General features: G+C 61.0%; 24 protein-coding genes and 1 pseudogene. 15 read left to right on the top strand and 10 right to left on the bottom strand.

What is annotated here, in order from left to right; genetic code table 11:
• Positions 1-95 precede the first annotated feature (95 nt).
• Positions 96-1,205 carry a DmpA family aminopeptidase gene (locus tag TU82_RS07755; RefSeq protein ID WP_057722522.1) on the top strand — a complete coding sequence of 370 codons (1,110 nt, stop codon included), beginning with the start codon at positions 96-98 and terminating at the stop codon, positions 1,203-1,205.
• Here TU82_RS07755 and TU82_RS07750 read toward each other — a convergent pair.
• Complete coding sequence (locus tag TU82_RS07750) at positions 1,196-1,996, bottom strand: response regulator transcription factor (RefSeq protein ID WP_057722521.1); 801 nt, start codon at positions 1,994-1,996, stop codon at positions 1,196-1,198. The two genes, TU82_RS07755 and TU82_RS07750, sit on opposite strands and share 10 nt — an antisense overlap.
• Before the next feature lie 103 nt (positions 1,997-2,099).
• Between TU82_RS07750 and TU82_RS07745 the strand changes: the two genes are divergently transcribed.
• A complete protein-coding gene (locus tag TU82_RS07745; protein WP_057722520.1) occupies positions 2,100-2,915 on the top strand; it encodes a carbon-nitrogen hydrolase family protein in 816 nt (271 codons plus the stop codon).
• 64 nt (positions 2,916-2,979) lie between these two features.
• Complete coding sequence (locus TU82_RS07740; protein WP_057722519.1) at positions 2,980-4,080, top strand: polyamine ABC transporter substrate-binding protein; 1,101 nt, start codon at positions 2,980-2,982, stop codon at positions 4,078-4,080.
• 143 nt (positions 4,081-4,223) lie between these two features.
• On the opposite strand, the gene TU82_RS07735 is transcribed toward TU82_RS07740, so the two are convergent.
• From TU82_RS07735 to TU82_RS29120, 3 genes and pseudogenes are all read right to left on the bottom strand, one after another.
• Positions 4,224-4,691: a hypothetical protein gene (locus tag TU82_RS07735; protein WP_057722518.1), complete on the bottom strand. Its 468-nt coding sequence runs from the start codon at positions 4,689-4,691 to the stop codon at positions 4,224-4,226.
• A gap of 92 nt (positions 4,692-4,783) precedes the next feature.
• Positions 4,784-5,353, bottom strand: a complete 570-nt coding sequence (locus TU82_RS07730) for a type 1 glutamine amidotransferase family protein (RefSeq protein ID WP_057722517.1) — start codon at positions 5,351-5,353, stop codon at positions 4,784-4,786.
• Positions 5,354-5,455: 102 nt separating this feature from the next.
• Positions 5,456-5,680: pseudogene (locus tag TU82_RS29120) on the bottom strand (hypothetical protein); the annotation flags it as partial.
• 97 nt (positions 5,681-5,777) lie between these two features.
• Here TU82_RS29120 and TU82_RS07720 point away from each other — a divergent pair.
• The 5 genes from TU82_RS07720 to TU82_RS07700 all read left to right on the top strand — a co-directional run bounded on the left by TU82_RS07720 (position 5,778) and on the right by TU82_RS07700 (position 13,590).
• A complete protein-coding gene (locus tag TU82_RS07720; RefSeq protein WP_082631980.1) occupies positions 5,778-7,307 on the top strand; it encodes an MFS transporter in 1,530 nt (509 codons plus the stop codon).
• Between the two features lie 95 nt (positions 7,308-7,402).
• A complete protein-coding gene (locus tag TU82_RS07715) occupies positions 7,403-7,903 on the top strand; it encodes a DUF2165 family protein (RefSeq protein WP_057722516.1) in 501 nt (166 codons plus the stop codon).
• A gap of 36 nt (positions 7,904-7,939) precedes the next feature.
• On the top strand, positions 7,940-9,046 hold the full coding sequence (locus TU82_RS07710; RefSeq protein ID WP_057722515.1) for an efflux RND transporter periplasmic adaptor subunit: 1,107 nt from the start codon (positions 7,940-7,942) through the stop codon (positions 9,044-9,046).
• A gap of 21 nt (positions 9,047-9,067) precedes the next feature.
• Positions 9,068-12,151 carry a MexW/MexI family multidrug efflux RND transporter permease subunit gene (locus TU82_RS07705; protein WP_057722514.1) on the top strand — a complete coding sequence of 1,028 codons (3,084 nt, stop codon included), beginning with the start codon at positions 9,068-9,070 and terminating at the stop codon, positions 12,149-12,151.
• Positions 12,148-13,590, top strand: a complete 1,443-nt coding sequence (locus TU82_RS07700; protein WP_057722513.1) for an efflux transporter outer membrane subunit — start codon at positions 12,148-12,150, stop codon at positions 13,588-13,590. The genes TU82_RS07705 and TU82_RS07700 overlap by 4 nt, the downstream gene beginning before the upstream one ends.
• Here TU82_RS07700 and TU82_RS07695 read toward each other — a convergent pair.
• Both TU82_RS07695 and TU82_RS07690 read right to left on the bottom strand, forming a co-directional pair.
• On the bottom strand, positions 13,557-14,294 hold the full coding sequence (locus tag TU82_RS07695; protein WP_057722512.1) for a nitroreductase family protein: 738 nt from the start codon (positions 14,292-14,294) through the stop codon (positions 13,557-13,559). The two genes, TU82_RS07700 and TU82_RS07695, sit on opposite strands and share 34 nt — an antisense overlap.
• A gap of 37 nt (positions 14,295-14,331) precedes the next feature.
• Complete coding sequence (locus TU82_RS07690) at positions 14,332-14,985, bottom strand: helix-turn-helix transcriptional regulator (protein WP_057722511.1); 654 nt, start codon at positions 14,983-14,985, stop codon at positions 14,332-14,334.
• Between the two features lie 339 nt (positions 14,986-15,324).
• Between TU82_RS07690 and TU82_RS07685 the strand changes: the two genes are divergently transcribed.
• The 7 genes from TU82_RS07685 (at position 15,325) to ribD (ending at position 22,478) form a co-directional block, all read left to right on the top strand.
• Complete coding sequence (locus TU82_RS07685) at positions 15,325-16,380, top strand: class I SAM-dependent methyltransferase (protein WP_057722510.1); 1,056 nt, start codon at positions 15,325-15,327, stop codon at positions 16,378-16,380.
• Positions 16,380-17,273: a VOC family protein gene (locus tag TU82_RS07680; protein WP_057722509.1), complete on the top strand. Its 894-nt coding sequence runs from the start codon at positions 16,380-16,382 to the stop codon at positions 17,271-17,273. The genes TU82_RS07685 and TU82_RS07680 overlap by 1 nt, the downstream gene beginning before the upstream one ends.
• Before the next feature lie 76 nt (positions 17,274-17,349).
• Positions 17,350-18,381 carry a formylglycine-generating enzyme family protein gene (locus TU82_RS07675; protein ID WP_057722508.1) on the top strand — a complete coding sequence of 344 codons (1,032 nt, stop codon included), beginning with the start codon at positions 17,350-17,352 and terminating at the stop codon, positions 18,379-18,381.
• Between the two features lie 10 nt (positions 18,382-18,391).
• A complete protein-coding gene (gene ribA, locus TU82_RS07670; protein ID WP_057722507.1) occupies positions 18,392-18,988 on the top strand; it encodes a GTP cyclohydrolase II RibA in 597 nt (198 codons plus the stop codon).
• Positions 18,989-19,015: 27 nt separating this feature from the next.
• Positions 19,016-20,704, top strand: a complete 1,689-nt coding sequence (locus TU82_RS07665; RefSeq protein ID WP_057722506.1) for a WD40 repeat domain-containing protein — start codon at positions 19,016-19,018, stop codon at positions 20,702-20,704.
• 17 nt (positions 20,705-20,721) lie between these two features.
• Positions 20,722-21,378, top strand: coding sequence for an SAM-dependent methyltransferase (locus TU82_RS07660; RefSeq protein ID WP_057722505.1), 657 nt, complete (start codon positions 20,722-20,724; stop codon positions 21,376-21,378).
• Positions 21,375-22,478, top strand: coding sequence for a bifunctional diaminohydroxyphosphoribosylaminopyrimidine deaminase/5-amino-6-(5-phosphoribosylamino)uracil reductase RibD (gene ribD / locus TU82_RS07655; RefSeq protein WP_231982754.1), 1,104 nt, complete (start codon positions 21,375-21,377; stop codon positions 22,476-22,478). Before TU82_RS07660 ends, ribD begins: the two co-directional genes overlap by 4 nt.
• A 35-nt stretch (positions 22,479-22,513) precedes the next feature.
• Here ribD and TU82_RS07650 read toward each other — a convergent pair whose 3' ends face one another.
• From TU82_RS07650 to lra1, 4 genes are all read right to left on the bottom strand, one after another.
• Positions 22,514-23,242, bottom strand: a complete 729-nt coding sequence (locus tag TU82_RS07650) for a class I SAM-dependent methyltransferase (protein WP_057722654.1) — start codon at positions 23,240-23,242, stop codon at positions 22,514-22,516.
• 318 nt (positions 23,243-23,560) lie between these two features.
• Positions 23,561-24,265 carry a helix-turn-helix transcriptional regulator gene (locus tag TU82_RS07645; RefSeq protein ID WP_057722504.1) on the bottom strand — a complete coding sequence of 235 codons (705 nt, stop codon included), beginning with the start codon at positions 24,263-24,265 and terminating at the stop codon, positions 23,561-23,563.
• A 2-nt stretch (positions 24,266-24,267) separates the two neighbouring features.
• The gene (locus TU82_RS07640; RefSeq protein WP_057722503.1) at positions 24,268-25,200 is read right to left on the bottom strand and encodes an NAD(P)-dependent alcohol dehydrogenase; all 933 of its coding nucleotides are present in this window, start codon (positions 25,198-25,200) and stop codon (positions 24,268-24,270) included.
• Positions 25,201-25,652: 452 nt separating this feature from the next.
• Complete coding sequence (gene lra1, locus TU82_RS07635) at positions 25,653-26,423, bottom strand: L-rhamnose 1-dehydrogenase Lra1 (protein ID WP_057722502.1); 771 nt, start codon at positions 26,421-26,423, stop codon at positions 25,653-25,655.
• Position 26,424 lies beyond the last annotated feature (1 nt).

Raw genomic sequence — 26,424 nt, 5'->3', positions numbered from 1 at the left:
AACTCATCGGGGGTAACAACACGGGGTTATCGTCAGGTGCCTGCCGACTCTCTAGACTCCCAGCCATTCTTCACTCGCTTATCGGGAGTCAAAGCATGCGCTTACGAGATCTTGGCATTGTGATCGGCAGTGGCAAACCGGGGGCTTTCAACGCCATCACCGACGTGCCCGGCGTGCGCGTCGGCCATCACACCCTCAATGCCGAAAGCCCGGAGGGCTCGATGCATACCGGTGTGACCATCATCGAGCCGCGCCCGGTGGCTGCGCATCTGGCCCCGTGTTTTGCCGGCGTTCACGTGCTGAACGGCAATGGCGATGCCACTGGCCTTGAGTGGATTCGCGAAGCAGGTTTGCTGACCACCCCAATCGCCTACACCAACACCCACTGCGTCGGCGTGGTGCGTGATGCGCTGGTAGCTGCCGAGCGCGAAATGGGCAGGCAGCACACCTACTGGTGCATGCCCGTTGTGCTGGAAACCTACGACGGCATTTTGAGTGATATCTGGGATCAGCACGTCACTGCCGAACACGTGCACGCAGCGCTGGCGGACGCACGCAGCGGCCCGGTGCAGGAGGGCTGCGTGGGCGGCGGCAACGGCATGATCTGCCATGAATTCAAGGGTGGGATTGGTACGTCGTCTCGTGTGCTGAGCGCCGAAGAGGGCGGCTGGACCGTAGGTGCATTGGTGCAGGCCAACTACGGCGTGCGCAGCGCCTTGCGCGTGGCGGGTTATCCGGTGGGCAGCGTATTGCAGGATACGCCATCGCCTTATGACGGCCCGGTGAATGTCGGCGTGCCTGGCATGGGGTCCATCGTGATGACCATCGCCACCGATGCGCCCTTGCTGCCCCATCAATGCACACGCCTGGCGCAGCGCGCGAGCGTTGGTTTGGCGCGGGTCGGTGGTGGCACCGAGGACGACAGCGGCGACATCTTCATCGCGTTCTCGGTGGGCAATACCGGCTTGCCGGTGGCCAATCTCGGTCAGCCGGGGCCACCGACGACGACCCTGCAGATGGTCAATAACGACTACATCTCTGCGTTGTTCGTGGCGGCAGCGGATGCGGTCGAGGAGGCCATCCTCAATGCACTATTGGCCGCCAATGATCTGCAGGGCCGTGGTCGGCAAGCGCTGGCGCTCAAACCGGAGCAGTTGCTGGCGGCAATGGCGAAAGTGGGCTGGACGACTGCCGTTCACGCCTGAGCCTGAAGGAACAACAGGAACAGCTCGGACTGTGACTTGATCCCCAGCTTGTTGTACAGGTGCCGACGATGCACCTTCACCGTTTCGGCAGAGATCGCCAGCTTGCGCGCGATTTCTTTGTTCGAGCAGCCGCTGAGCATCAACTGCGCCACTTCGGCTTCGCGGGTCGACAACGCCGAGTCGATCAGCAGCGTCGGCGCCTGAAGGCGCTCTTGCCAGTCCGGCGCTGGCTCTACTGGCGGCGCGCTGTTCGTTACCTGTTCAAACACATAACGCTGACGCATCAGGCCGGCCACCCAGGGCTGGATCAACCGCAGCAACGCGAGCTGTTCCTGGCTGAAACGGCAGCGGCTGCCCAAGGACAGGCTCAAGGTGCGCTCAGGGTCGAGGTGCACATTGAGATGGACCTCATCGGCGACCACGTTCAGGCGAAAGTAGCGCTGGTAGTAATCGGTCTGCTCAAAGCACTCGGGGGCGACATCGTCCAATTGAAACAGCCCGCTTTTCGGCGATTCGCGATTGGCCAGGTAAAAGGGATCGAGCAGATAAAGCCCCTTGAGGTAGTCCTGGAACAGCGAGTCGGTGCCGCCCTCATCCGTAGGCGACTCGGCCAGCACCAGCGGCCGGCCGGGGTTGAAGATCAACACCACCCAGCTGTTCACCGGCACATAGCGCCCGAGCAAGCGCGTCATGGAGGCCCAGAAGTGCGGCCGGTCGAGGTTTTCGATCAAGCGCCCGACCGCGTCATGCCAGGCCACATCCTGCAAGGTCAGATTGGTGTTACTACCCATTGCGGGTTACCCCATTGAAGTGATTTTTTCGCATTGCGCCGCACCCCATACTCATTTGACGGCCCAGGTGGATTCGGGTCTCAATTTTGCCCAAGGACCTGCCATGAACATCGAACTGCTGCAATTAGCTGGCCGCGACGGTGGAACCGCTTATAACCTGGGACGCACCTTGGAGGCCATCGCTGACTGCAGCGCCGATACCGACCTGCTGGTATTCCCGGAAACCCATTTGATGGGCTTCGTTGGCGGCGAGCAACTGGCCAGGGTCGCCGAAACCCTGGAAGGTCCGACACTGCAAGCGGTGCAGCAGGCCGTGCGCCAGCGCAATGTTTCGGTGGTGGTTGGCCTGGTCGAATGCGACGCCGGCGTTTACTACAACACCAGCGTGCTGGTCACACCCGAGGGTATCGCCCTGCGGTATCGCAAGACTCATCTGTGGCCGTCCGAACGCGCAGACATCACACCAGGCGACCGCTTTGTCACCACGCTGTGGAAGGGCGTGCGTGTCGGCCTGCTGATCTGCTACGACATCGAGCTGCCGGAGACGGCGCGGGCGCTGGGGCAACTGGGCGCCGAGTTGATCATCGTCACCAACGGCAACATGGACCCCTACGGCCCGGTGCATCGCACTGCGATTACCGCCAGGGCCCAGGAGAATCAGCTGTTCTGCGTCATGGCCAATCGCGCAGGGCAGGGCGATGACGGCCTGGTGTTCGCCGGGGGCAGTGCGGTGGTCGACCCGTTTGGACGCGTGTTGTATGAAGCCGGGCGCGCAGAAACGCGCGATGGGGTCAGCCTGAACCTTGCTCAAGTCAAGGCGGCTCGCTTGAGTTATCACTACCTCAATGATTGTCGGCTGCTGCTGCAGGGCGATACCGTCGAACACAGCGATGGCCGCCGTGAACTGCTGATCCGCTGAATGCGCTTGTAACCTCCATAACAATATCCAGCCGGCGCGTGGGTGCCGGCAAAAGGAGTTCGTGATGATCGCTATTCGATGCATGCAATGGGGGCTGGCTGCCGTTATCAGTGGCGCAATGGCGTACGCCCAGGCGGCGGAGCCGAAGGTCAATATCTATAACTGGTATGACTTCATTGCGCCCGATACGCTGAAGGATTTCCAGGCGCAGACCGGCATTCAGTCGGCCTATGATGTGTTCGATAACAGCGAGGTCATGCAAAGCAAGCTCATGGCCGGGCGCAGTGGCTATGACGTGGTAGTCGCCACCGGCGACCTGTTGCCGAACCTGATCAAGGCCGGCGTGCTCAAGGAGCTGGATCGCTCACAACTGCCGAACCTGTCTCATCTGGACCCGGACATCCTCGCCAAGGTCAGCAGTAACGACCCCGGCAATCGCTTTGCGGTGCCCTATTTGTGGGGCACCACCGGCATCGGCTACGATGTGGCCAAAGTCCAGGCGCTGCTGGGCAATGACGCACCGGTCGATTCCTGGGACCTGATCTTCAAGGAGGAGAACCTCGCCAGGCTGGGCGAGTGCGGCGTGGCCATGCTGGATGCGCCCGCCGAGATCATCCCGATCGCCTTGCACTATCTGGGGCTGCCCTACAACAGCCAGAACCCGGACGACTATGTAAAGGCCCAGGCACTGCTGTTGAAATTACGTCCGCATATTCGCTACTTCGATTCGTCGCGCTTTATCACTGATTTGGCCAACGGCGATATCTGCGCCGTGGTCGGCTGGGCCGGTGGCGTGATGGATGCGCGTAAAGCGGCCGACGCAGCCGGCAACGGGCGCCGGATCCAGTACAGCATTCCCAGGGAGGGCGCACCGATCTGGGTGGAAAACCTCGTGCTGCTCAACGATGCACCGAACGCCCGGCAGGGCCTGGCGTTCATTGACTATATGCTGCGCCCGTCGGTGATCGCCGCGTCATCCAACTACCTCAGTTATGCCAATGCCAACAAGGATGCCAAGGGCTTGGTCGATGCCAAGGTGCGCGATAATCCGGGGGTTTATCCTTCCAGGGCAGTGCTCGATACGTTGTTTGCGCTGGAGCCGTTGCCCTTGAAGCTGGAGCGCGTGCGTACGCGGGTCTGGAGTAAGGTCAAGAGCGGGACCTGATTGTATCGGGCGTCGAGGGTCCGGGGCGTTGGCTGGTAGGTGGCGCTTTTGTTGAATGCGTTTCTGACCGGGTATGACGAAAGCCCCGGTACGCCCCCAGCCGAAGCCTGAGCAACACAGGCTTCATTGGCTGGCGGGCAACCTCATGGGGCAGTGGATGTGTGAGCTGTAGATGCCTGTCTCCACAGGCGCGCCAGAACAGTGAGGCTATGTTCGTCGGCCAATCCATGGTGAATCGAAAGGACGCAGTGCAGTCCGGTGTCGGTTTCCAGGCAGCCAGCGGCAAAGAGGGAAGTACCGGATCTGACAGCCAGCTGAGCCTGGCGCAAGGCCTCGGGCGCACTGCTGCCGCGCATATCGAGGACTGCAAGATAACGGCCCAACGCCTCGCCCCATCCGGCGATAACTAGCTGACGCAACAGCCCGAGATCCGCATCGGTCGCATGCTTGAGCGGTATGACCGTGGACACCTCCTGGACGACGCCTGTGTAGAAACCCTGGGCGACCATGGCCTTGGCCTCGACACTGAGCGGGGTGCCTGCAAGCGCTTGCATCATGCCCATGCGTTCGAATTCTGCTTGGGCTTGAGCTTTATTTGTTGCTTTTGACATGTCCGATTTCCTGCGCGCAGGCATCATCCGGCGGCGATTTCGATTCATCGCAGAACTGTAAAAAGAAATGTCATACCGCTGTCGGCGGTTGCTCAGCAGTGAATGTGCTCAGCTGCATGCATGGCTACGTAGGCATCGAGCTTCTCGTCTTCCAAACCCAGCGTGTTGAGAATTTGCGCCATGAAGCTGACAGGGGCGCTGCCAGGCGCTGTCACCACACCCTGGTCGGCAACGGCATAGGGCACGTCCTGGTAATAATCGGCTCCGCAGTAATGGCTTTGTTTCAGGTTTTCGGCAGAGTTGGAGGTGTGCTGCAAGTGGTCCAGTATTCCCGCCTGAGCCAATACCCGGGTGCCGTCGCAGATGCCTGCAACGACGATGTTCATTGCGTGCGCTTCGCGAACCAGCGCCTCGATTGCGGGTGCTTTGTCGGTTTTCCAAATAGGACTTCCGGTCACGATCAACAAGTCTACGTCTTCCAGTTGGATGGCTTCGACGGCCAGGTTCGGGACGATCATCATTCCTCCGGATGAAGTGACTTGCTTGCCACCTGGGGTTGCAAAACGGGTGTCGAAGCCATAGTAGGCTCGCCCCGTTGAGTTGATGAGGGCGGGTTCCCAGTCGGAGAAGTTCTCGGTCAGAATCGTGACGGCACGTATCATTTGAATGTCCTTATCAAATATCCATATTGATCAGCAGCAATTGTCCAGAAGGGTTGCTGTGTCGCGTAGTGACCACCGAGTGTAGGCGCTGCGCGGGTGGAATCACATTAACGTTTTGCGCAACACGCATCGCCCTCCGTAGGCCGAGCCTGCTAGCAAAAGAAACTCAACGGTAACGTAACGCCAATCGATGCCGACCAGGTCGACGTCTTCCCACCGCATCAAGCGCCCGTGCTCAAGATCCATGATGCCGATCGAGGAGGCCTGACGCAGGGCCTCAATTTTGGCGGTGTCTTCGGCGATGCGCTGCTCCAATAGCCGCAAACCGACAGAACTGCAAGGGTCGGATAGTGGGCAAACAATTACGCAAGTATTATCTTTTGAAATAGACTGACATGACGTTAATCAGACTGGGTGTATCAGGATGACATCTTCGACAGGTTGGTCAGCATTGCTCCTCGGGAAAAATGGATTGCGCTCCGCGGCATTGGCAGGAGGCGTTGCGCTTCACGCGGTCAATGTCTACCTGGTGACGACGATTCTGCCTTCAGTGGTCGCCGACATCGGCGGCCTCGACTATTACGCCTGGAACACCACGTTGTTCGTGGTGGCCTCGATCATCGGCTCAGTGCTGTCGACCAAGTGCCTGGCAGGATTGGGCCCCAGGGCTGCCTATATCTGGGCAGGAGTGATCTTCGCCATCGGCTGCGCGGTGTGCAGCTTGTCGCCGAACATGGCGGTCATGATTCTCGGCCGGACGATTCAAGGGCTGGGCGGGGGGCTATTGTTCGCGCTGCCCTACGCCATGATCCGCCTGGTATTTGCCGAGCCATTGTGGCCGCGGGCGATGGCATTGATTTCTGGCATGTGGGGGGCGGCAACGCTGATCGGGCCGGCGGTGGGCGGCATTTTCGCGGAGTACGACGCTTGGCGCGCAGCCTTTTTGGCACTCATTCCGGTCACTGCATTGTTCATGTTGTTGGCTTGGTCGCTGCTGCCGAAGAAAAGCGTCGAGGCACCTCGATATGTCGGAGTTCCGATGGCCCAGCTGGTGCTGTTGAGTGGCGTGGTGCTGGCGATTTCGGTAGGCAGTATCAAACCGGATGCGCTGTATAGCGTCCTTGGCCTGGCGGTCGGTCTTTTGCTTCTATATTTCGTCTACCACGTGGAAGTGCGTGCGACCTTGCGGTTGTTGCCCAAGGGCGCGATGACGGCCCGCAACGCCTTGCTGCCGCTGTATTTCTCCATGAGCTTGATGGTGATAGGCATGACCAGCGAAGTCTTCGTGCCGTATTTTCTGCAAATACTGCATCTTCAGACACCGCTGCTGGCCGGTTACATCAGCGCGCTAATGGCGGCAGGCTGGACGTTGGGCGCGCTGTACAGTTCCGGGTTGAAGCCCGATTCAGCGACCCGTGCGATTGGCATCGCACCGTTCTGCATCGTCGCAGGGCTAATCGTGGCGTTTATCTTCGTGCCGCGCTCGCAGCCTTCGATCATCAACGTGGCAGGTGTGTGTGTCGGGATGCTGGTGATTGGCCTCGGGATTGGCCTGGCGTGGCCGCATTTGCTGACTCGCGTACTGGAGAGCGTGTCCGAGGATGAAAAGGAATTGGCGGGTGCGTCGATCACCACTGTCCAATTGATCGCCACGGCCATCGGCGCGGCATTGGCTGGCATGATCGTAAACCTGAGCGGGTTCACTTCGCCAGGTGGGGTTGCCGGCGCGTCCAGTGCTGCGGCCTGGCTCTTTGGTGTATACGCCGCGCTGTCGGTGCTGATCTTTGTCACGGTCAGGCCGGTCATTCGAAGCAAGACCGAGCAACCGCGGGTAACCCCCTCCAGCCCCCTCGCGCCGGCTTCCGAGCTTCGGCGTGACTGCGCCGAGCACCCCGGTGAGCATTTGCCAGACAGCGTTTCCAACCTCTCCGAAGCCCCTCCCGCACAAAGATAAATCTTGTATTTAAACGCCTGCGACGTATTATCCAAGCAATGTCTTGTGTATATACCTGAGGCTGGATTTCCCTTTCGGCAAATACGGAGGTTTGAATGACTGTGGAGGCATGGTTACCAGTTCACTCGATGTCAGTGTTCCTGGGCGTACAGGCCGTTGGCTTGAGTCTGTGGCTGAGCATTGCGGTGCTTAACAACTGGCAAGCGTTTCGCAGCTCGGTAGGCGCGGTAGGCGCAACCATGGCCATGGAGCCGTTGCGCCAGAGTCCTGCCATCGACATTCCCTTGCTGGTGCGGGCCGTGCGTTCACCCCGTTTGCACCAACTGGCCCTGCTGGTGGTGCTGGCCCTGCAATTGGTCGCTGCGCTGGCGGCCTGGACCGGCAGCTATCAGTTGATCCTCGGCGACGGCCTGTTGTCGGCGCGGCCCTGGCTCAACCTCGCCCTCAGCGCGTTTTCGGCGTTTGTCTTCGCCATGCTGCTGGGGGGCTTGTGGTTCGGCTACTGGATTCGCCAGGAGGGTTTGCAATTGACTCACCTAGTGCTGTCGATCTGGGCGGTGTTGGCCTTCTTCCTGTTCAACCACAGCTGGCTGTGAACCGCGCGTAACACACTCATCGTGATAAGGACGTCCATGAACAAGAAGAAGATAACCAGCCTGGTGTTGATTCCGGTGGCGGTCATTGCGGTGGTGATGATGTCGCGCGCGCCATCCCAGGCCCAGCCGGCCGATGCCCCGGCCGGCGCGTTGACCAAGGTCGCGCTGGGGGCGGTGCAATTGCGCCCGGCCAATATGTATTTCGCCGGCGTCGGTGAGCTGGAGGCAGCCTCCCAGGTGCAGGTTTCCGCAGAGGTCGGCGGGCGGGTCACCTTGATCAACTTCGAGTCGGGCCGCCAGGTCAAGGCGGGCGAGGTGCTGGTCAAACTCAACGATGCCCCGGAGCAGGCCGAGCAGCTGCGGCTGCAGGCCCAGGTGCGCAATGCCGAGATCATTCGCAAGCGGGTGACCGGGCTGGTCAGGGAAAACGCTGCGACCCAGGAACAGCTCGACAACGCCCGGGCCGCTCATGACATGGCTCAGGGCGAGTTGAAAAAAGTCCAGGCACTGATTGCCCAGAAGACTATCCGCGCACCCTTCGCCGGAGTGCTCGGCATTCGCCAGGTCAACGAAGGGCAGTATCTCAATGTCGGCGACCGCATCGTCAGTCTGGTCAACACCCAGGTCCTCTATGTCAATTTTTCCCTGGATGAGCAGCTCAGCCGCCGCCTGGCCGTCGGGCAAACCGTGGGCGTGCTGATCGACGCCTACCCTGACCGGGTGTTCAAGGCACGGATCAGTGCCGTTGACCCGATGATCGGCCGCTCGCGTACGGTGCAGGTGCAGGCCACCCTGGACAGATCGGAGGCCACCCTCAAGCCTGGCATGTACGCCAGTGTCAAAGTGGCCGATACCGAAGTGGCCGATGTCCTGACCGTGCCGGAAACGGCGGTGGCCTACACCGCCTATGGCGATACCGTTTTTCTCGCCCGCCCGGATAAGGGCGCCGCGCTGGTGGTCAAGCGGGTCGCGGTGAAAATCGGCCAGCGCCAGGACGGTTGGGTCCAGATCCAGGAAGGCCTGCAAGAGGGTGACCAGGTGGTGACCTCCGGGCAACTCAAGCTCAGTGACGGCATGGCGGTGCAGCCGACCGATGACACCCTGGTCCTGCCTGCGTCCAAACCGCCTGTGACGGGCATCTGATTCTTCGTCCAGAGAACGCTCATGACTTTCACCGATATTTTCGTTCGGCGGCCGGTGCTTGCGCTCGTCGTCAGTATTCTGATTCTGCTGCTGGGGGTCATGTCCTTGCTGCAGTTGCCGATTCGCCAGTACCCGATGCTGGAAAGCTCCACCATCACCGTGACCACTGAATACCCCGGCGCTTCGTCAGACCTGATGCAGGGCTTCGTCACGCAACCGATTGCCCAGGCGGTGTCGTCGGTGGAAGGCGTGGATTACCTGTCGAGTTCGTCGGTGCAGGGGCGCAGCGTGGTCACGGTGCGCATGGAGCTCAACCGTGACTCGACCCAGGCCCTCACGGAGGTCATGGCCAAGGTCAACCAGGTGCGTTTCCGGCTGCCGGAGCAGGCCTATGATCCGGTGATCGAGCGCTCGTCCGGCGAGTCGACGGCGGTGGCCTATATCGGGTTCTCCAGCCCGACCCTGTCGACCCCGGCCTTGACCGATTACCTGGCACGGGTGGTGGAACCGGTGATGAGCACCATCGAGGGCGTGGCCAAGGTCCAGGTGTTCGGCGGACAAACCCTGGCGATGCGCCTGTGGATCGACCCCGCACGGCTGGCCGCTCGCGGCCTGACCGCCGCCGATGTAGCCGACGCGGTGCGCCGCAACAACTACCAGGCGGCGCCGGGCAAGGTCAAAGGCCTGTTTGTGGTCGCCAACCTGCGGGTCAATACCGACCTGACCAACGTCAATGAATTTCGCGATCTGGTGCTGCGCAACGATGGCAACGGCCTGGTGCGCCTGAAGGATGTCGGCACCGTGGAGCTGGGCGCGGCGTCCAGCGAAACCAGCGCCACCATGGACGGCGTTTCGGCCGTGCACCTGGGGTTGTTCCCGACACCCGGCGGCAACCCGCTGGTGATCGTCGACGGTATCAGGAAACTCCTGCCGGACGTGCGCAAGACCCTGCCGCCGGACGTCAAGGCCGAGCTGGCGTTTGAAACGGCGCGCTTTATCCAGACCTCCATCGACGAGGTGATGAAGACCCTGCTCGAGGCCTTGCTGATCGTGGTGATTGTCATCTACCTGTGCCTGGGGTCGTTGCGCACGGTACTGATTCCGGTGGTGACCATCCCCTTGTCGATGCTGGGCGCCGCGGCGCTGATGCTGGCGTTCGGTTTCAGTCTCAACCTGTTGACGCTGTTGGCGATGGTGCTGGCCGTGGGGCTGGTGGTGGACGATGCGATTGTGGTGGTGGAGAACGTCCACCGGCATATCGAGGAGGGCAAGACCCCGGTGGCGGCCGCTCTGGTCGGTGCGCGGGAAGTGGCGGGCCCGGTGATCGCCATGACCATTACCCTGGCGGCGGTGTATGCGCCTATCGGCATGATGGGCGGCCTCACGGGGGCGTTGTTTCGTGAGTTCGCCCTGACCCTGGCCGGCGCGGTGATTGTGTCCGGCGTGGTGGCGCTGACGTTGTCGCCGGTCATGAGTTCGTTCCTGCTGCAGTCCAAGCAATCGGAAGGGCGCATGGCACACCTGGCCAACCGCGTCTTTGACGGTCTGGCACTGCGTTATGCCAAAGTGCTGGACCTGTCGCTGCGGCATCGCTGGCTCAGCGGGCTGTTTGCCTTGCTGGTGATGATCAGCCTGCCGTGGTTGTACCAGTTGCCGCAGCGGGAGCTGGCGCCCACCGAGGACCAGGCGGGGCTGCTCACTGCGATCAAGGCGCCGCAACATGCCAACCTGGAATACGTCGAGCGCTTTTCCGCCAAGCTGAATGAGGTCTACGGGCGGCTGCCGGAAACCGTCAGCACCTGGATCATCAATGGCAGCGACGGCATCGCCTCGAGCATTGGCGGCATCAACTTGACGCTGTGGGGCGAGCGCGAGCGCACCGCCGCGCAGATCCAGGTCGACCTGCAAGCGGCCACCAACGACGTGGAAGGCACCAGCATCTTTGCCTTCCAGCTGCCGGCCTTGCCGGGCTCCACCGGTGGCCTGCCGGTGCAACTGGTGCTGCGCAGCTCCCAGGATTACCGCGTGCTGTACGAAACCATGGAGCAGATCAAGCAGAAGGCCCGCGACAGTGGATTGTTCGCCGTGGTCGACAGTGACCTGGACTACAACAACCCGGTGGTACAGGTGCGGGTGGACCGGGCGAAGGCCAACAGCCTGGGGATCCGCATGCAGGACATCGGAGAATCGTTGGCGGTGCTGGTGGGGGAAAACTACCTCAACCGCTTTGGCCTGGAGGGCCGTTCCTATGATGTGATTGCCCAGAGCCCGGGCAGTGAGCGACTGACGCCCGAAGCTCTGACCCGCCAGTATGTGCGCACGGAAGACGGCACACTGATTCCGCTGTCGACGGTGATCCAGGTGTCCGAGCACGTCGAACCCAACAAGCTGACCCAGTTCAACCAGCAGAACGCCGCGACCTTCCAGGGGGTGCCGGCGGCCGGGATCACTCTGGGCGACGCCGTGGCGTTCCTGGAAGGCGTCACCGCCGAGTTGCCCGTGGGGTTCAGCTACGACTGGCAATCCGATGCGCGGCAATACACCCAGGAAGGCAATGCGCTGCTGCTGGCGTTCCTGGCGGCGGTGATCGTGATCTACCTGGTACTCGCGGCGCAGTACGAAAGCCTGATGGACCCGCTGATCATCCTGATCACCGTGCCGCTGTCCATCAGCGGCGCGCTGATTCCCCTGGCGCTGGGCTACGCCACGATCAATATCTACACCCAGATTGGCCTGGTGACCCTGATCGGGCTGATCAGCAAGCACGGCATCCTGATGGTCGAGTTCGCCAACGCCCTGCAGGCCCAGGAACACCTCGACCGTTGCGAGGCGATACGCAAGGCCGCGCAGATTCGTTTACGGCCGATCCTGATGACGACGGCGGCCATGGTGGTCGGCCTGGTACCGTTGCTGTTCGCCTCGGGGGCCGGGGCCAACAGCCGCTACGGTCTGGGGGTGGTGATTGTATCGGGCATGCTGATCGGTACCTGCTTCACGCTGTTCGTGCTGCCGACGGTCTACACCCTGCTGGCCCGCAAGCATTCAGTGGCGGCCTCGACCCCACGGGCCCAGTCCCTGGCGCAAACCCTGAGGAGCGAACCATGAAGCCCGGCAAAACTGTCACCACCGTGCTGGCGCTGACGCTGCTCAACGGCTGCATGGTCGGGCCGCATTACGAAAAGCCCACGACCCCACCGATCAGCCTGGTCACTGCACAAAAGGCTTTGTTCGCCCAACAGGCGCCGGCGCAGGCCCAGTGGTGGTCGTTTTTTGACGACGCCGAACTCGATCACCTGATCGACACGGCGCTGGCGCATAACCATGACATCCGCCAGGCACAGGCCAACTTGCTGGCTTCCCGCGCGGTGTTTGATGATCGCCGGCTCGACCAGTATCCCGGCGTCACTGCCCGTACCGCCTACGGCCGCAGCCTGGAGCAGCAGTTGCCGTTCGACGGTGGGCCACCCGAGCGGATGCTGTCACAGACCTATCGCGCCGGCTTTGATGTGCAATGGGAGATTGATGTGTTCGGGCGGTTGCAGCGCCTGACGGCCTCGGCCATGGCGCGCTCGCAGGCGGCCCAGGCGGACCTGGCGCTGATGCAGTTGAGCATCGCTGCCGACGTGGCGCGTTATTACTATGAGCAGCAAGGCTTGAGCCGCAGCCTGGAGGTGGCCCAGGCCCAAGTCAGTGCCTGGCGCGAAACGCTCACGCTGACCAGCGCTCAGGTGCGCGCCGGCAGCGGCCAATTCGAGGATCAGCAAAACGCCCATGCCAACCTGCTGCTCAGTGAGGCGGCGATTCCACCGTTGCTGACACGGATCCAGGAAACCGGTTATCGCCTGGACGTTTTGACCGGCCAACCACCGCGTCAACAGCAGGCCTTGGCCAAGGCGCATTTCCTTGCGCCCCTGGCCCGGCAACTGCCCTTGGGCGATGTCGACCAATTGATCCGCAATCGTCCGGATGTGGTCAGCGCCGAACGCATGCTGGCTGCCAGCACCGAAGACGTCGGCGTCGCCACGGCCGACTTGTACCCACGCCTGAACCTGGGCGGTTTCATTGGCTTCTTCGCCCTGCGCGGCGGTGACCTGGGCAGCGCATCGCGGGCTTATGAGCTGGCGCCGTCGGTGGACTGGCCGGCGTTTCGCCTGGGCAACGTGCGCGCACGCCTGCGCGCCTCCCAGGCCCAGGCCGAAGGTGCCCTGGCGCGCTATCAACAGTCGCTGCTCAAGGCCCAGGAAGATGTGGAAAATGCACTGATGCGCCTGGCGCAGGACCAGACCCGCCTGGGCGCGTTGCTGGCGTCCGCCACACATGCCGAGCAGGCGATCGACATCGCCAGCAAACGCTACCGCAGCGGATCGGGCACCTACATGGCGGTGCTGGAAAACCAGCGCGCGTTTTTCCTGATCAAGAAGGATGTGGCCGATGCCGAGACAGCGTCCTACCTCAACGCCATCGCGCTATACAAGGCGCTGGGTTGGGGCAGTGGCGGTGCGGCTCAGGCTCAATCAGCGGACAAACCATTGGCCAGCAATTGAGCCTTGAGGTCGGGCCGGTAGTTGCGTGCGTACGTGCGGCCCACGGTGCTTGACCAGGACTGGCCGTCCGCACGGCCAATGATCTGCCAATGGCGCATCAGGTGCTGGTCATAGGCACTGATCGCCGGTGCCAGCGCGGCCCGGTTGTAGCGCTCGTCGTGACGGAAGGCCTCGATGCCCATGCGCGGTTTCTGCGCCGCCGGCTCGTGCACATGACCCAGGGCCAGGCCGCACAGGGCGAAGGTCTGCTCGGGCAGCCCGAGCAGTTCGATCATCGCCTCGGCGTTGGCACGAATGCCGCCCACCGGCACCACGCCCAACCCCAATGAGCGCGCGGCGATCATCAGGGTGCTGAGGATAATGCCGCCATCGGTGCTGGCGGCGATCAGCCCTTCCAAGTGCCGCTGGATCTGCTGTTGCTGGCCATTGAGCGCGGCACCGACGGCGGTCTTGTGGAAGTCCACCACCAGCGTGATAAACACCGGCGCCGACACGATCCAGGGTTGGCCGCCCGCGACCGCCGCAATGCGCTGGCGGGTGTTTGCATCGCGCACGACCACCACGGAAATATGCTGGGCATTGAATGACGTCGGTGCCAGGTGGCCGGCCCGCAAGATGGCATCCAGGTGTTCGTCGCTGACGGGCGTGGATTGGAAGCTGCGGTCGCTGCGGTGGCTGGCGAGCAAGTCGATGGTCGGGGTCATGGCCTTATTCCTTTAGGGCGGCTGGAGTGGCGGGCGGTCAGGCGCGCGGTTGTATGTTATAGACGCAACGCCGGTCGCCGGAGATCAGGTGTTCGCAACGTTCGACAAGCGTGTCGTCGCCCATGGCTGCACGAAATATCTGCAACTCCGAGCGGCAGAAACCCTGGCATTTGCGCGCGGCGGCACAGATCGGGCAATGGTTTTCGATCAGCAGCCAGCCTTCACCCGCAGGTTCCATATGCGCCATATAGCCGGCGAGTTCGCGGATGCGCACCAGGATGGCGACTTTCTCTTCCAGGGACGAGGCTTGGGAACACGCCTGAACGTACTCCTGACGATTGGTTGCTTCCATGCTGGTGATGATTTTTTCGACGCCGTCGCTGCCGAAAACCCCCTCGATGGATTCGATCAGGTGCAGGGTCAGCACGCTGTGGGAATCGGGGAATTTGTTGTGCGCGGTGTCTGTCAGTGCCCACTTCAACGAAGGGCGGCCGGCCCCGGATGTGGGCGCAGAAACGCCGACGATCAACTCCGATGCCTGCAACTTCTGGATTTGTTGCCGGGCTGCCTCAAACGTGAGTTCCAGCAGGGAAGCCAGTTCGGTGGTTTTCAACGGGCCACGTGTCTTGAGCAAAAACAGGATGCGGTCAGCAGTGGATGACTGGGTATCGTCGGCGGGTCTGGAAGTCATAAATCGCGTGTAACCATGGAGAGTGAGGGCATCACTGGAGTTCGTCGACCTTTGGCGCCATCCATTGCGTAAGGGGTATTGGGCATGAGCATAGTCATTTTTGCTGCAGAGGAAAATAATAATTAAAAGGAACTAATAAGTAATTTTAAATAGCGAATAATTATAAAAGCTTTGCCTTGCTTTTGTAGGACAAAAGACTAGGCTCGTGTCTAGCTTTTTAGGAAGCTGCTGATAACCATTCATTTGCACACGACTCCGGACCCTTAAACAGCACGCTACGTCTCAAGCACCGCTTACCGACGCCAGTGAAGATAAAAACATCCAAGGAAGAGAATCTGTATGAATGCGCAAAAGCCGACGACCATCTATGAGCACGCTGATGAAGTAACCGCTCTGTCCAGCGTGGTCGACCTGGTGAAACTCTCCGACCAGTATCGACAATCCGCCATCCTTCATTTCGCTGTAGCGCAGCACCTCTTCGATCAAACCACCCACCCGACCAGCGCCGACACTATCAGCCAGCAATTGGGCTGGGTGCCCAACAAGGCCAAGATCTTTCTCAATGGGCTGGTTGCCCTGGGCCTGTTGAGAAAGTCCGCCGACACCTATACCAACCAGCCCTTGGCCGAGCGCTACCTGGTCAGCCGCAGCGCCGAGTTCATCGGCCCGATCATTGCCCACCAGCGCTTGCAGTGGCAGAACTGGCCGCGCCTCGGGGAAATCCTGAGCAGCGCCGAGTCCATGGATTTCCAGCAAGAGAACCGCTTCAAGCACGACATCGCTGCGCGTGATGCCTTCAACGATGCGATGGTGCGCTTCAGTCAGCCCATGGTCGATGTGCTCAAGGAATTGCCCGTGTTCGATACCGCCAGCAAGGTCATCGACCTGGCCGGTGGACACGGCACCTACATCGCCGAAATCGCTCGGAGGCACCCTCAGGTCCAGGGCGAAATCTGGGACCTGGCCGCTACGCGCCAGTCCGCCGAAAGTACCGTCGAGAAATACCAGTTGGCGGGGCGACTGACATTCAAGGAACGTAACCTGCTGGACCTGGCCCGTTACGAAGGTGAAAGCGCCGACGTAATCATGGTCAATGACTGCCTGCATTATTTTACCCGCGAAGAAACCAGCACGCTGATCCGCTCGGCGGCACAGTTGGTCAACGACGGCGGTTCGCTGCTGGTGCTGAGCATGACCTTGGAAGACGACGAAATTCATCCGGCGCTGTCGGCGGATTTCTCCCTGCACATGATGGTCAACACGGTGCACGGCGAACTGCATCCCACCCGATGGATTGCCGAGCAGATGGTCTCCCAGGGCTTTGAGGTGGTCCAGGAGCCTATCGGGCGCTACAGCCTGTTGGTAGGTCGACGTAACGAGGGGAGGGTCGCCTGATGCTGCGCTTTATTACCTTGTACAGCCCCAGCACGGCGACACGTCTGAACGGGTTTCTCGAAGCGTTGAACACCTGCGCGAAAGCGGCCGGTTTTGAAGTGTGCGCGGCCGTGGAGGGCGCGCAGTTACCGCAGGCCGACGGGTTTATCCTGCTGGTGTCAGCGGCAGACAGCCTCGACACCCTGAATACCCGGCTCGCGCAATTGGCGGATGGTTATCACAACAAGGCCGTCTGCATCGTGCGCCTTACCGAAGGCCGCGCCGGGCAAGCTGCCGGCGACTTGCTGAGCGCGACATTGCTGCAACACGCGGCCTGTTTCATTTACCCCCATGGCCTGGCGATCACTGAAGCAGGCGTGTCCCCGGACACGGTGAAAAACTGGCTGGCCGGTTTTTCCAAATTCGCCGCCGCGATCAAAATGTGGCGCTCCCTGGAAGGTGTCTCCATCGAGGCTGCCGCGCTGGAATCCCAGCGCCCGCAACTCACTCATATCAACATCCTCACCCGTAACCTTGACGCCTCCCAGGCGTTCTATCGCGACATCTTCGGCGCCCACTATTGCTACAACCTGGGGCCGCGCAAAGTGGTGATGGAGTTGAACGGGTTCGACTTCTTCATCGAACACAATCCGGACTTTGTCTACCCGCCGGGCTACCACATCGGCATTCGTGCGCTGCCGGACGACGTCAAGCGCATCGCCGACAAGGTGGCTGCCGACGACAACATCACCCTGGTCAAGGGCAATGGCCCTGCGCCGGGTTATCACCACGGCCCGGACAACGTTCGCACGGCGGTGTATTTCGAAGACCCCGATGGCTTGGTGGTTGAGGTGTATTCCACCGAAGTCGAGATGATCGAAACCAACCGAAGGTTGCTGCTCGACCGACTCTGAGACCTGACTGACCCACACACGCCGAGCGGTTTCGCGCTCGGTCGTGGACGTGTTCGCGCGTAAAAAAGGTGTACCTATGACGAATCAATACGGTTGGCATTGGCCGACGCTACCGAGCCCTTTGCCAAAGAACGTGTCTGATCGGGTATTGATGGGCTACCCGCAGGCTTACGTCGAATATGAACTGACCCGGCAAATCGCCGACGCCACCGGACAGTTGATGAGCGCGCCTATCGAGCAACTGCTGCGGGTGGTCGAGTCGCTCGCCGAACCCCTGGTGCGGCGTATCGCCGCCGGTGAAGTGCTGGGTTGCAAGGGTGACCCGCGTATCGACGTGTTCAGCCCAGCCATGTGCGACGTTCCCGCTGCCCAGGTCGAGATCGGCCTGGAGCCGCAGCGCGTCGACGCGGTCATGACCGCCTACGCCGGGCTGGGCCTGGACCGGAGTTGGATCGAGAAGGAAACCCCCAACCATCGGGTCAGCCTGGCGAGCTTTCGCATCGGTCGCTACCCGGTGACCAATAGCGAATACCGCGCCTTCCTGCTGGATACCGGTTATCCGTTCTTGCCTACCGGCTGGGCCTTTGGGCGCTTTCCCCAGCACCAGGCCAACCATCCGGTGTACAGCGTCAGTGACGTCGATGCCGACGCCTATGCCCAATGGCTGAGCCGGCGTACCGGGCGCGCCTTCGCACTGCCCAGCGAGGCGCAGTGGGAATACGCCGCCGCAGGGCCGCAGCGCTCCCAGTTTCCCTGGGGCGAAACCTTCAATGTCGAGTACGCCAACACCATTGAGTTGGGGTTGCTCGCGTCGACACCCGTCGGGGTGTTCCTCGAAGGCGCCTCGATGTTTGGCGCGCTGGACATGGCCGGCAACGTGGAAGAGTACGTTGCCGACGATTATCGGGCCTATCCGGGCGGGCCTGAGATCAACGATGACCTGGTGCTGGATGTCGGTCGGCACCGGGTAGCCCGTGGAGGCAGTTTCACCCGCTTCAGGGATCTTGCGCGCAACCAGCGCCGACATGGACGTTATCCAAGACCCATCTATGTCATGGGATTCCGTTTGGTAGAAAACAACGTTGACCAGAACGTCCCACACGCATAGAGGCTTAGTCATGGACACTCCAGTAACGCTCCATACGCAAGTTCCCATCTCCATTCTTGGCGGCTCCGTCAACGCCCACTTTTTCGGGTTCAAGGGCTTTGACAAGAACAATGAACACTTTGCCGTCAAGGCCGGTGAGCCCGATGCCGATGTGCCCCTGGTGCGCGTGCATTCCGAATGCATTACCGGTGATGTATTCGGTTCCCAGCGCTGCGATTGCGGCCCGCAGTTACAGGAAGCCTTGAAAGCGCTTGATGCCGAAGGCGGCTACCTGATCTACCTGCGCCAGGAGGGTCGCGGTATCGGCCTGTATTCGAAGTTTGAAACCTACCTGCTGCAAGACGCCGGTATGGACACCTACGAGGCCAACCTGAAGCTCAACCACCCGGAAGACTCGCGCAGTTTCGCCCCGGCGGTCGCCATGCTGCGCGCCCTGGATGTACATCGCTGCAGGCTCCTGACCAACAACCCGGACAAGGTCAAGCAACTGCGCGACGGCGGGATCGACGTGGTCAGCTCAGTGCCTACCGGGGTGTTCCTGACCAAGCAGAACCACAACTACCTGCGATCAAAAGTCAGTAAGTCGAGCCACACCATCAAGCTTTGATTCATTCCCCAGGAAAAGGACTTTTCGATGAGACACATAGGCCCTATCAGCGGCGTTGCCGCCCATGCTGGTGAGTTCATCGCCACCGCCGGTTACGACAACCAAGTCATTTTGTGGAATGCCCATACCGGGCATTCGATCCACCGTGTCAGCCATGACCACTTAGCCAACCAGTGCGCGTTCAGCGCCGATGGCAAGTACCTGGTGAGTGCCAGCAGTGACTACACCGCCCGCGTTTGGGAAGTGCCGAGCATGCGCCTCAAAGCCGTGCTGTCGGGGCATGACGACGACGTGGAAATGGCGGTGTTCTCGCCGGACGGTGCGTCAATCGCGACCTGCTCGCGCGATCATCAACTACGCCTCTTCGACCTCGACGGCAACCTCAAGGGCACCTGCCGCGGGCATCAGGCCGACGTGATTTCCGTGGTCTGGTCGCCGGATGGCAAGCGCCTGATTTCCAGCAGCGACGACGGCACGGTGCGCCAGTGGGACACCACCACCTTCGAGCAATGCGATGAAGTCGACATCGGCGGCGTCGAGACCGATACCGTCGCCATTACCCGTGCCGGCGTGGTGTTTGCCGGTGACGACGAGGGGCGCATCTCGATCATCCACGGGGGCGATATCCGCTCCATTCCGGCCCACGATGCCGGGATCAAGCGCATCGTCTGGAATGATGAAAAACAGCTGCTGGTCACCTTGAGTTATGACCGCCTGGCGATCCTCTGGCGCTTCGATGGCACCCAGCTGGAGCGCCTGCGCAGCACCAATTTGCCGAGCATCGTCTGGCCACGCAGCTGTGCGTTCGTCGGCAGCGATGCCTTGGTGTTCGCCACCTTCGGCTCGCGCTACGCCACCTGGGATTATGAAAACGATCAGTGGGTGGTGGACGGCATCCAGCCGGCGGTGAGCATCAACGCCGTGGTGACCACCGACGGCGGGCAATACAGCATCGGTGACGCGGGCTTGCTGTTTCGCGATAACCAGCCCGTAAGCGGTGTCGGCAGCCTGTGCAATTTCCTGCTGCCGTTCGGCCCGCTGCTGCTGACCGGCGGGCAGATGGGCCAGGTGTTCGATGCCCTCAGCGGGCGCCTGTTGTATCAACATCGCTCGCCGCTCAATTGCGGCACGACGTTCCAGCGCAATGGCCAGCTTCATGCACTGATCGGAACCTACACCGGCGAAGGCTTGGTGTTTATCATCGCTGGCGATAACAGCCTGGAGCTGGTGGCGTCGATCCCGATGCACGACAACGCGATCAAAGGCGTGGCGGCCAACGAGCATCACCTGTTCAGCGTATGCGCCTCGGCCGCCGCCGCCCTGCACACCATCAGCGACTTCAGTTGCGCACGGCATATCGAAAATGCCCACACGCGTATCTCCAACGGTTGCTGCCGGGTCGACGGCGGTTTCGCCAGCATTGGTCGCGACCTGAAGCTGCGCCTGTGGCTGGAGTCCGGTGACGAGGTCTATGACACGCCGCACCGCAATTCCATCAAGTGCATTTGTGCCTCGGCCGACGGGGAAGTGATCGCCACTGCGAACTACAGCGGCACCATCGCGCTGTTCGACTTGCCCAGCCGTTCCTGGCAGCAAGTACAGCGTCCCACGGCCAGTGGCATCTCCTGCATCACCCACAGCACGGCCAGCGATGATTTCCTGGCCAGTTCCTACGATGGCCAGATCTACGGGATCGCCACCCGTCGCGCCTCTTGACCCAAGGACTGCCTGATATGAGCAAGCAAGCGCAATTCATGGATGTATCGACGTACCGCCGGGCGCTCGACACCTCATTTGTCCACCGCTACAGCCATGGTGAAGATGAGTGGTCCTGGGACATCGGCATGGCCAAGGCCGCCCGGGTTTTCCTCGAGGCACTGGGGCCGACGCCGGACCAGCACATCCTCGACGTGGGCGTTGGCCGTGCACGAGATGCCTCGGAGTTTATCCTGGCAGGGCACCGGGTGACCGGCCTGGATATCGTCGAGAATTCCAGCTGGCCGCTGCTGCGCAAACGCTGGGGCGAGCGTCTGAGCCTGGTGTGCAGCGCCCTGCAGGATTGGCAGCCACCGGCAGGGGAGGTGTTTGACGGCGTACTCGACAATGGCTGCTTCCATCACCAGCATCCGGATGAGTGGAGCCGTTACCTGGCCAATATCCGCCAGTACGCGCGCCCTGGCGCGCTGATTGGGCTCAACGTCTTCGGTGTCGACGCGAGCAACCCGGAGCCGGGCTGGCGCGAGATGGATAACCAGCGTCAAGGTTATTTCTTCACCGAACAGGGTGTGCGCGACACCCTGGAAGCGTTTGGTTTCACTTGGCAGGACCTGGTGGTGATCGAGCGTCAGCACGGTGAGGCGGTGTACCTGCTGGCGCTGGTTCGCACATGAGCCTGGCGCTGGCGCGCGACATGCACTTCATGCGGCTCGCCCTGAAACTGGCTGACCGGGGCGCCTTTACCACGGCGCCGAATCCCCGGGTCGGTTGCGTGATCGCCAAGGGCGACCTGCTGCTTGGCCAGGGCTGGCACGAGTGGGCGGGGCAGGCTCACGCCGAAGTCAATGCGTTGCGCGAGGCGGGCGTCGATGCTCGGGGCGCCACCGCCTATGTCACCCTGGAGCCGTGCGGCGGTCATGGGCGCACGCCGCCCTGTGCCGACGCATTGATCAAGGCCGGCGTGGCGCGGGTGGTGATCGCCAGTGTCGACCGCTCTCAGCATGAGCATTATGGTGTTGAGCGGCTTGAGGCGGCGGGGGTGCAGGTCGAACACCTGCCGTGCCCGGAGGCGCGCGAGTTGAACCAGGGGTTTTTCTCGCGTACCGAGCGCAAGCGGCCGTGGTTGCGGATCAAACTGGCCATGAGCCTGGACGGTCGCACGGCCCTGGGTAACGGACAATCCAAATGGATCACCTCGCCCGAGGCCCGGGACGATGTGCAAGTGTGGCGCGCCCGGGCTTGCGCCGTGCTCACCGGCAGCGGCACGCTGCTGGCAGACAACCCGCGCCTGACGGTGCGCCTGCCCGACCCGCACACGGCATTTTCCGCGCCGCTGCGGGTGGTGCTCGACCAGCACCTCAAGGGCGATGCCAATGCCCATGTGCTGGATGGCGCGGCACCGACCCTGGTGTTTCATGGGCCCGGCGCACAGCCGTTGCACCCGCCTCCTGCGGGTGTGCGTTTCCGGCAGGTCGGGCTGGACGGCGAAGGGCTTGACCTGCGGCAGATCATGACGGTCCTGGCTGAGGAGGGGTGCAACGAGGTCCAGGTCGAAGCCGGCCCGGTATTGTGTGGCGCCTTTGCGGCGGCAGGCCTGGTGGATGAGTGGCTGGTATACATCGCCCCGATGTTCCTGGGCAGTGATGCACGGCCGTTGCTGGCGCTGGATGGCTTGACCGATCTTGGGCAGGCGCAACCGTTGTCGATCATCGAGCAATGCCTGGTAGGGGCGGACATCCGGGTGCGATTGCGGCCGGTCAGCGCCCTGGCGTGATCGTTCCCACGCGCGTGGAAACGATCACTGCGCGATTATTTGCGGCAGGTCAAACCGATCTGCAGGCTGTTGCGCTCGAACAGTTGCCAGTACCCCGCACCCATGGTGGTGCGGCTGTGTTCACTGATCAGCGGGGCGACCCAGGTGAGCTGGTTGAAACCGGCTACCCGTGCGGCTTCTTCGTACACGCCTTGCTCCCAGCGATAGTAGGTAAACGGTGCGGGGGGCGATGACATGAACTGCGCGTTGCAGCGAAACCCGCCGGCGACCGGGGTTTCATCGAACACCTCAATCCCATAGCGGGTGAAATTGCCTTTTTGCAGTTCGAACGACGGGTTGGCGGTGTAGGCCACCAATTGACCACCGGGCTTCAGGTTGTCGGCCGCCGACTGAAACATCTTGCTCAGTTCGTCGACACTGCTGGCATAGTTGAACAGCCAGGCCGCCGTCACCATGTCGTAGGCGCCGATACGGCCCATCTTCGCCACGTCCCGTACTTCGTAGGCGATACCGTCGTTGGCCTGCCGTGCCTGGTAGATCATGTTTTCGGAAATATCCACGCCATGCACCTTGGCCGCCCCCCAGTCCTTCAACTGGCGACTGAAGAAACCATGCCCACAGGCCAGGTCCAGGATACGCAGGCCCTCGACATTGCCGACCATGCTACGGAAGGTGTCGACCTCGACCTTGCGTTGAGAGGCCCTGGTGGTGAAATCCTCGAACTGTTCACTGATGCGTTCGTACACTTCTTTGGATTCTTTCATCTGCATGCCACTCCTTCGAATATGCGGGCTGGGTGATGAGCAAGCCTTGACAGTCGTTATGCAAGGTGCGACTTGCATATTAGGCGCAAGCCCTCGCTTTAACAAACGGCTTAGTGGGCGGTACTGCTCGATGGGGTCAGCCTGCTGAAGTGATCAGGATGAACAGGCTTGCTGACGACGCTCAAAGGCTCTCAGGATCGCCAAAGAACATGTTGACTGGGCTCTAGGACGGTTGTTTTTTAGCCTGAAATAAACGAATTGTGCCCCCAGTTTTTGCCCCCATCCACATCGGGTGTGCGACGTCGTTTATTCCTCCGATCAGCACTCCTTGCCAGAGCCGTTACAAGGCAACACCTCATGAGCTCGCCATTCCTTGATAAGCTGACGTCGGTTGCGGCTATAGCGCTCGGCAAGCACTTCCAGTTTTGCGATGTCATCCATCGCTATCACGCGGAACCGGTTGTCCGCTTCACACCACGCCGACAGGAAGCGCTTTGCGTCTATGAAGCCCAGCATGATCGGCCAGATAATTTGTTTATCTGCAGGTGCGTGGAATATCGACAAGGTGATCAGCAGTTTGCGCTGGTCGCGCAATGCGAATCGGACTTCACTCAGGTCGATTGAAGTGCAAAGGTTGGAGCGGGCGCCCACGTAGAACGTTTCGTCGTCAAAGGTGTGACGCATATCCAGAGGCAACACGGCATTGATTTTGGCCAACGCGTTCTTTACCGCGAGGGCAAATTTATCGTCTGTCTGACGACTGACCCACTGGGCCCCGACTACAAGCGCCTGTATTTCTTCTTCTGTAAATGCAAGCGGGGGTAACAGAAAACCAGGTTTCAAAATATAACCTAAGCCCGGCTCACCCTCGATGTCGGCGCCCATCCCCTGCAAGGTCACCACATCGCGACGTATGGTGCGTAATGAAACGCCCAGTTCCAGCGCAAGTGTCTGCCCCGACACCGTTCTGCGATGTCGGCGCAGCACTTGGATTAGCTCAAACAAACGGTGACTCCTGGCCATGTCTACTCCATCGCGATGACACCTTTACCGCCGAGCTTACGGCCTTTCTCAAGCTCAGTGATAAGTCGAATCGCCTCGGCCATCGAAACGGTTTCCGCAACTCGGACGTTGTAGCGCTTATCAATGGCAGCCTTGGCAAGCTGATCCAATATCTCGGCGCGCGGTGAGCCTATGATTATTTTGAGTCTGCGATCGAACAAAGCGCGGACAAACTTGCCTGGGCCGGGGTTTAGATCCAGAAATACGCCGCCCGATTTTAGCGTCGCAACGCCTTCAGATATCGACAGCGTTGCCGCGGTGTCGTAAACCACGTCGAATCGAGTGGCAATACTCGATAGCTGCAGGTTCCGATAATCATAAACAGTCTGCATACCCAGCGACTTTGCTCGCTGCATGTCCCTGTCGCTGCAACTGCCCGAGACGACGGCCCCCTGCATCAGCGCTATTTGTACAGCGGCTTCGCCGACGGCACCGGCACATCCATTGACGAAGACATGCTGGCCGGCGTGCAGCTTGGCCTTGTCTATAAGCCCGTTCCAGGCAGTCACACCAGGGGTACCCAAACAGGCGGCGTGCTCGAATGACACATCATCCGGCTTATGGGCTAAAAACGCCTCTTTTGTGATAAGGGCTTGGCCGAATGCTCCGCTTTCTTTAAAACGGGCGAGTCCAAACACCGGGTCCCCGACGTTGAATCGCGTGACGCCGGTACCGACCGATATAACCCTGCCAGAGAAATCCATTCCCATCGCGCGAGGGAATTTCCTACCGGTAACGATCTTCATTTGCCCAGTCCGCAGCTTCCAGTCAATGGGATTGATCGCTGAAAACTTGACGCTGACACCGACCTCACCTTCGCCTGGGTGAGGGAGTTCAAAGTCCTTGACCTGCATGACCTCTGGCCCGCCATACCTGCTGTACTGAATGCGTTTCATGATGCGTCTCCAAAATCCGGCATACGACTGGGGTCGTCACCGATTGGAATCTACACAGCAAGGCGGTCAGTTTTTGTCACCATTCGATCAGTTTTCTACCTGGTTCGCCGGTGCCGAACTATTGCCGATTTCGATGGTGTGCAATTGTTCGTTGAGGTGGTTGAAGCCGATGGTTTTGCCAATGCCGATAAACGACGTGCTCGCACTTGGAGTGCTAACTAAAAATCAGCAATAAACTGCACCCCGCCGCCTGTAGGAGCGAGGGGGGCGCCTAGCTCTTGCTCGCGAAAAACGTCAACGATAACGCGTGCTTTCTGAATGAACGCGGTGCCTGTGAATTTTTCGCGAGCAAGAACTAGGCGTCCCCCTCACTCCTACAAAAAGCTTTAACTGACTGGCATTGGGGCAAGCCCGCTCCCACATTGGAAGTGTGATGTCTGGGGCAGCGGTGGCTACTGCAGGTTTACGAACAACCCGCCATCCACCAGCAACGAAGCACCGGTCACATAACGCGCCATGTCCGAGGCGAGGAAAACGATCGGCCCGGCCACATCATCCGGTTCACCCAGGCGACCCAACGGCGTGCGTGAGGTCATGTAGGCGAGTTTTTCTTCGTCGGCCAGGTCGTCCTTGTTGATGTCGGTGGCGATGGTGCCCGGCAACACCGAGTTGCAGCGAATGCCGTAGGGGCCCAGAGCAATCGCGCAGGATTGCATCAACGAATGCAGCCCGGCCTTGGTCGGCGTGTAGTGGGTTTGCATGCCGCCGCCCACCAACGCACTGATGGAACTGACGGCGATGATCGCGCCACCACGGCCTTGGTTCTTCATCTGGTTGGCCGCCGCCTGTACGGCGAAGTAGGCGCCGTTGAGGTTGGTGTTGATGGTTTTCAGGTAGACCTCGCGGGGCATATCCAGAAACGAGTGGAACGGGCAGATGCCTGCGTTGTTGACGAACACGTCGACGCTGCCGAAGGCCCGGACTGCGCCGGCCACCAGCTTGTCACCGGTGTCCGGGTCGGCCGCATCACCACCTACTTCGATGGCTTGGCCGCCAAAGGCCTTGATCTCCTCGATCAACGAAAGCGCCGCCTCAGTGCCCTGGCCGCTGCCGCTGTGGCCGATCACCACGCGGGCGCCCTGGCGTGCGCATTCACGGGCGGCGGCGCGGCCAATGCCACGGGAGGCGCCGGTGATGATTACGGTTTTGTCTGCAAGCAACATA

The sequence above is a fragment of the Pseudomonas orientalis genome (assembly GCF_001439815.1).
Classification (GTDB): Bacteria; Pseudomonadota; Gammaproteobacteria; order Pseudomonadales; family Pseudomonadaceae; genus Aquipseudomonas; species Aquipseudomonas orientalis.
Note: the sequence above shows the minus strand (reverse complement) of the source record. Positions and strands in the feature narration are given on the sequence as shown.

What these genes read in the sequence shown, in the direction of transcription:
- TU82_RS07755 (WP_057722522.1), top strand. Translation starts at nt 96, where the DNA reads ATGCGCTTACGAGATCTTGGCATTGTGATCGGCAGTGGCAAACCGGGG.
- TU82_RS07750 (WP_057722521.1), bottom strand. Translation starts at nt 1,996, where the DNA reads ATGGGTAGTAACACCAATCTGACCTTGCAGGATGTGGCCTGGCATGAC.
- TU82_RS07745 (WP_057722520.1), top strand. Translation starts at nt 2,100, where the DNA reads ATGAACATCGAACTGCTGCAATTAGCTGGCCGCGACGGTGGAACCGCT.
- TU82_RS07740 (WP_057722519.1), top strand. Translation starts at nt 2,980, where the DNA reads ATGATCGCTATTCGATGCATGCAATGGGGGCTGGCTGCCGTTATCAGT.
- TU82_RS07735 (WP_057722518.1), bottom strand. Translation starts at nt 4,691, where the DNA reads ATGTCAAAAGCAACAAATAAAGCTCAAGCCCAAGCAGAATTCGAACGC.
- TU82_RS07730 (WP_057722517.1), bottom strand. Translation starts at nt 5,353, where the DNA reads ATGATACGTGCCGTCACGATTCTGACCGAGAACTTCTCCGACTGGGAA.
- TU82_RS07720 (WP_082631980.1), top strand. Translation starts at nt 5,778, where the DNA reads ATGACATCTTCGACAGGTTGGTCAGCATTGCTCCTCGGGAAAAATGGA.
- TU82_RS07715 (WP_057722516.1), top strand. Translation starts at nt 7,403, where the DNA reads ATGACTGTGGAGGCATGGTTACCAGTTCACTCGATGTCAGTGTTCCTG.
- TU82_RS07710 (WP_057722515.1), top strand. Translation starts at nt 7,940, where the DNA reads ATGAACAAGAAGAAGATAACCAGCCTGGTGTTGATTCCGGTGGCGGTC.
- TU82_RS07705 (WP_057722514.1), top strand. Translation starts at nt 9,068, where the DNA reads ATGACTTTCACCGATATTTTCGTTCGGCGGCCGGTGCTTGCGCTCGTC.
- TU82_RS07700 (WP_057722513.1), top strand. Translation starts at nt 12,148, where the DNA reads ATGAAGCCCGGCAAAACTGTCACCACCGTGCTGGCGCTGACGCTGCTC.
- TU82_RS07695 (WP_057722512.1), bottom strand. Translation starts at nt 14,294, where the DNA reads ATGACCCCGACCATCGACTTGCTCGCCAGCCACCGCAGCGACCGCAGC.
- TU82_RS07690 (WP_057722511.1), bottom strand. Translation starts at nt 14,985, where the DNA reads ATGACTTCCAGACCCGCCGACGATACCCAGTCATCCACTGCTGACCGC.
- TU82_RS07685 (WP_057722510.1), top strand. Translation starts at nt 15,325, where the DNA reads ATGAATGCGCAAAAGCCGACGACCATCTATGAGCACGCTGATGAAGTA.
- TU82_RS07680 (WP_057722509.1), top strand. Translation starts at nt 16,380, where the DNA reads ATGCTGCGCTTTATTACCTTGTACAGCCCCAGCACGGCGACACGTCTG.
- TU82_RS07675 (WP_057722508.1), top strand. Translation starts at nt 17,350, where the DNA reads ATGACGAATCAATACGGTTGGCATTGGCCGACGCTACCGAGCCCTTTG.
- ribA (WP_057722507.1), top strand. Translation starts at nt 18,392, where the DNA reads ATGGACACTCCAGTAACGCTCCATACGCAAGTTCCCATCTCCATTCTT.
- TU82_RS07665 (WP_057722506.1), top strand. Translation starts at nt 19,016, where the DNA reads ATGAGACACATAGGCCCTATCAGCGGCGTTGCCGCCCATGCTGGTGAG.
- TU82_RS07660 (WP_057722505.1), top strand. Translation starts at nt 20,722, where the DNA reads ATGAGCAAGCAAGCGCAATTCATGGATGTATCGACGTACCGCCGGGCG.
- ribD (WP_231982754.1), top strand. Translation starts at nt 21,375, where the DNA reads ATGAGCCTGGCGCTGGCGCGCGACATGCACTTCATGCGGCTCGCCCTG.
- TU82_RS07650 (WP_057722654.1), bottom strand. Translation starts at nt 23,242, where the DNA reads ATGAAAGAATCCAAAGAAGTGTACGAACGCATCAGTGAACAGTTCGAG.
- TU82_RS07645 (WP_057722504.1), bottom strand. Translation starts at nt 24,265, where the DNA reads ATGGCCAGGAGTCACCGTTTGTTTGAGCTAATCCAAGTGCTGCGCCGA.
- TU82_RS07640 (WP_057722503.1), bottom strand. Translation starts at nt 25,200, where the DNA reads ATGAAACGCATTCAGTACAGCAGGTATGGCGGGCCAGAGGTCATGCAG.
- lra1 (WP_057722502.1), bottom strand. Translation starts at nt 26,423, where the DNA reads ATGTTGCTTGCAGACAAAACCGTAATCATCACCGGCGCCTCCCGTGGC.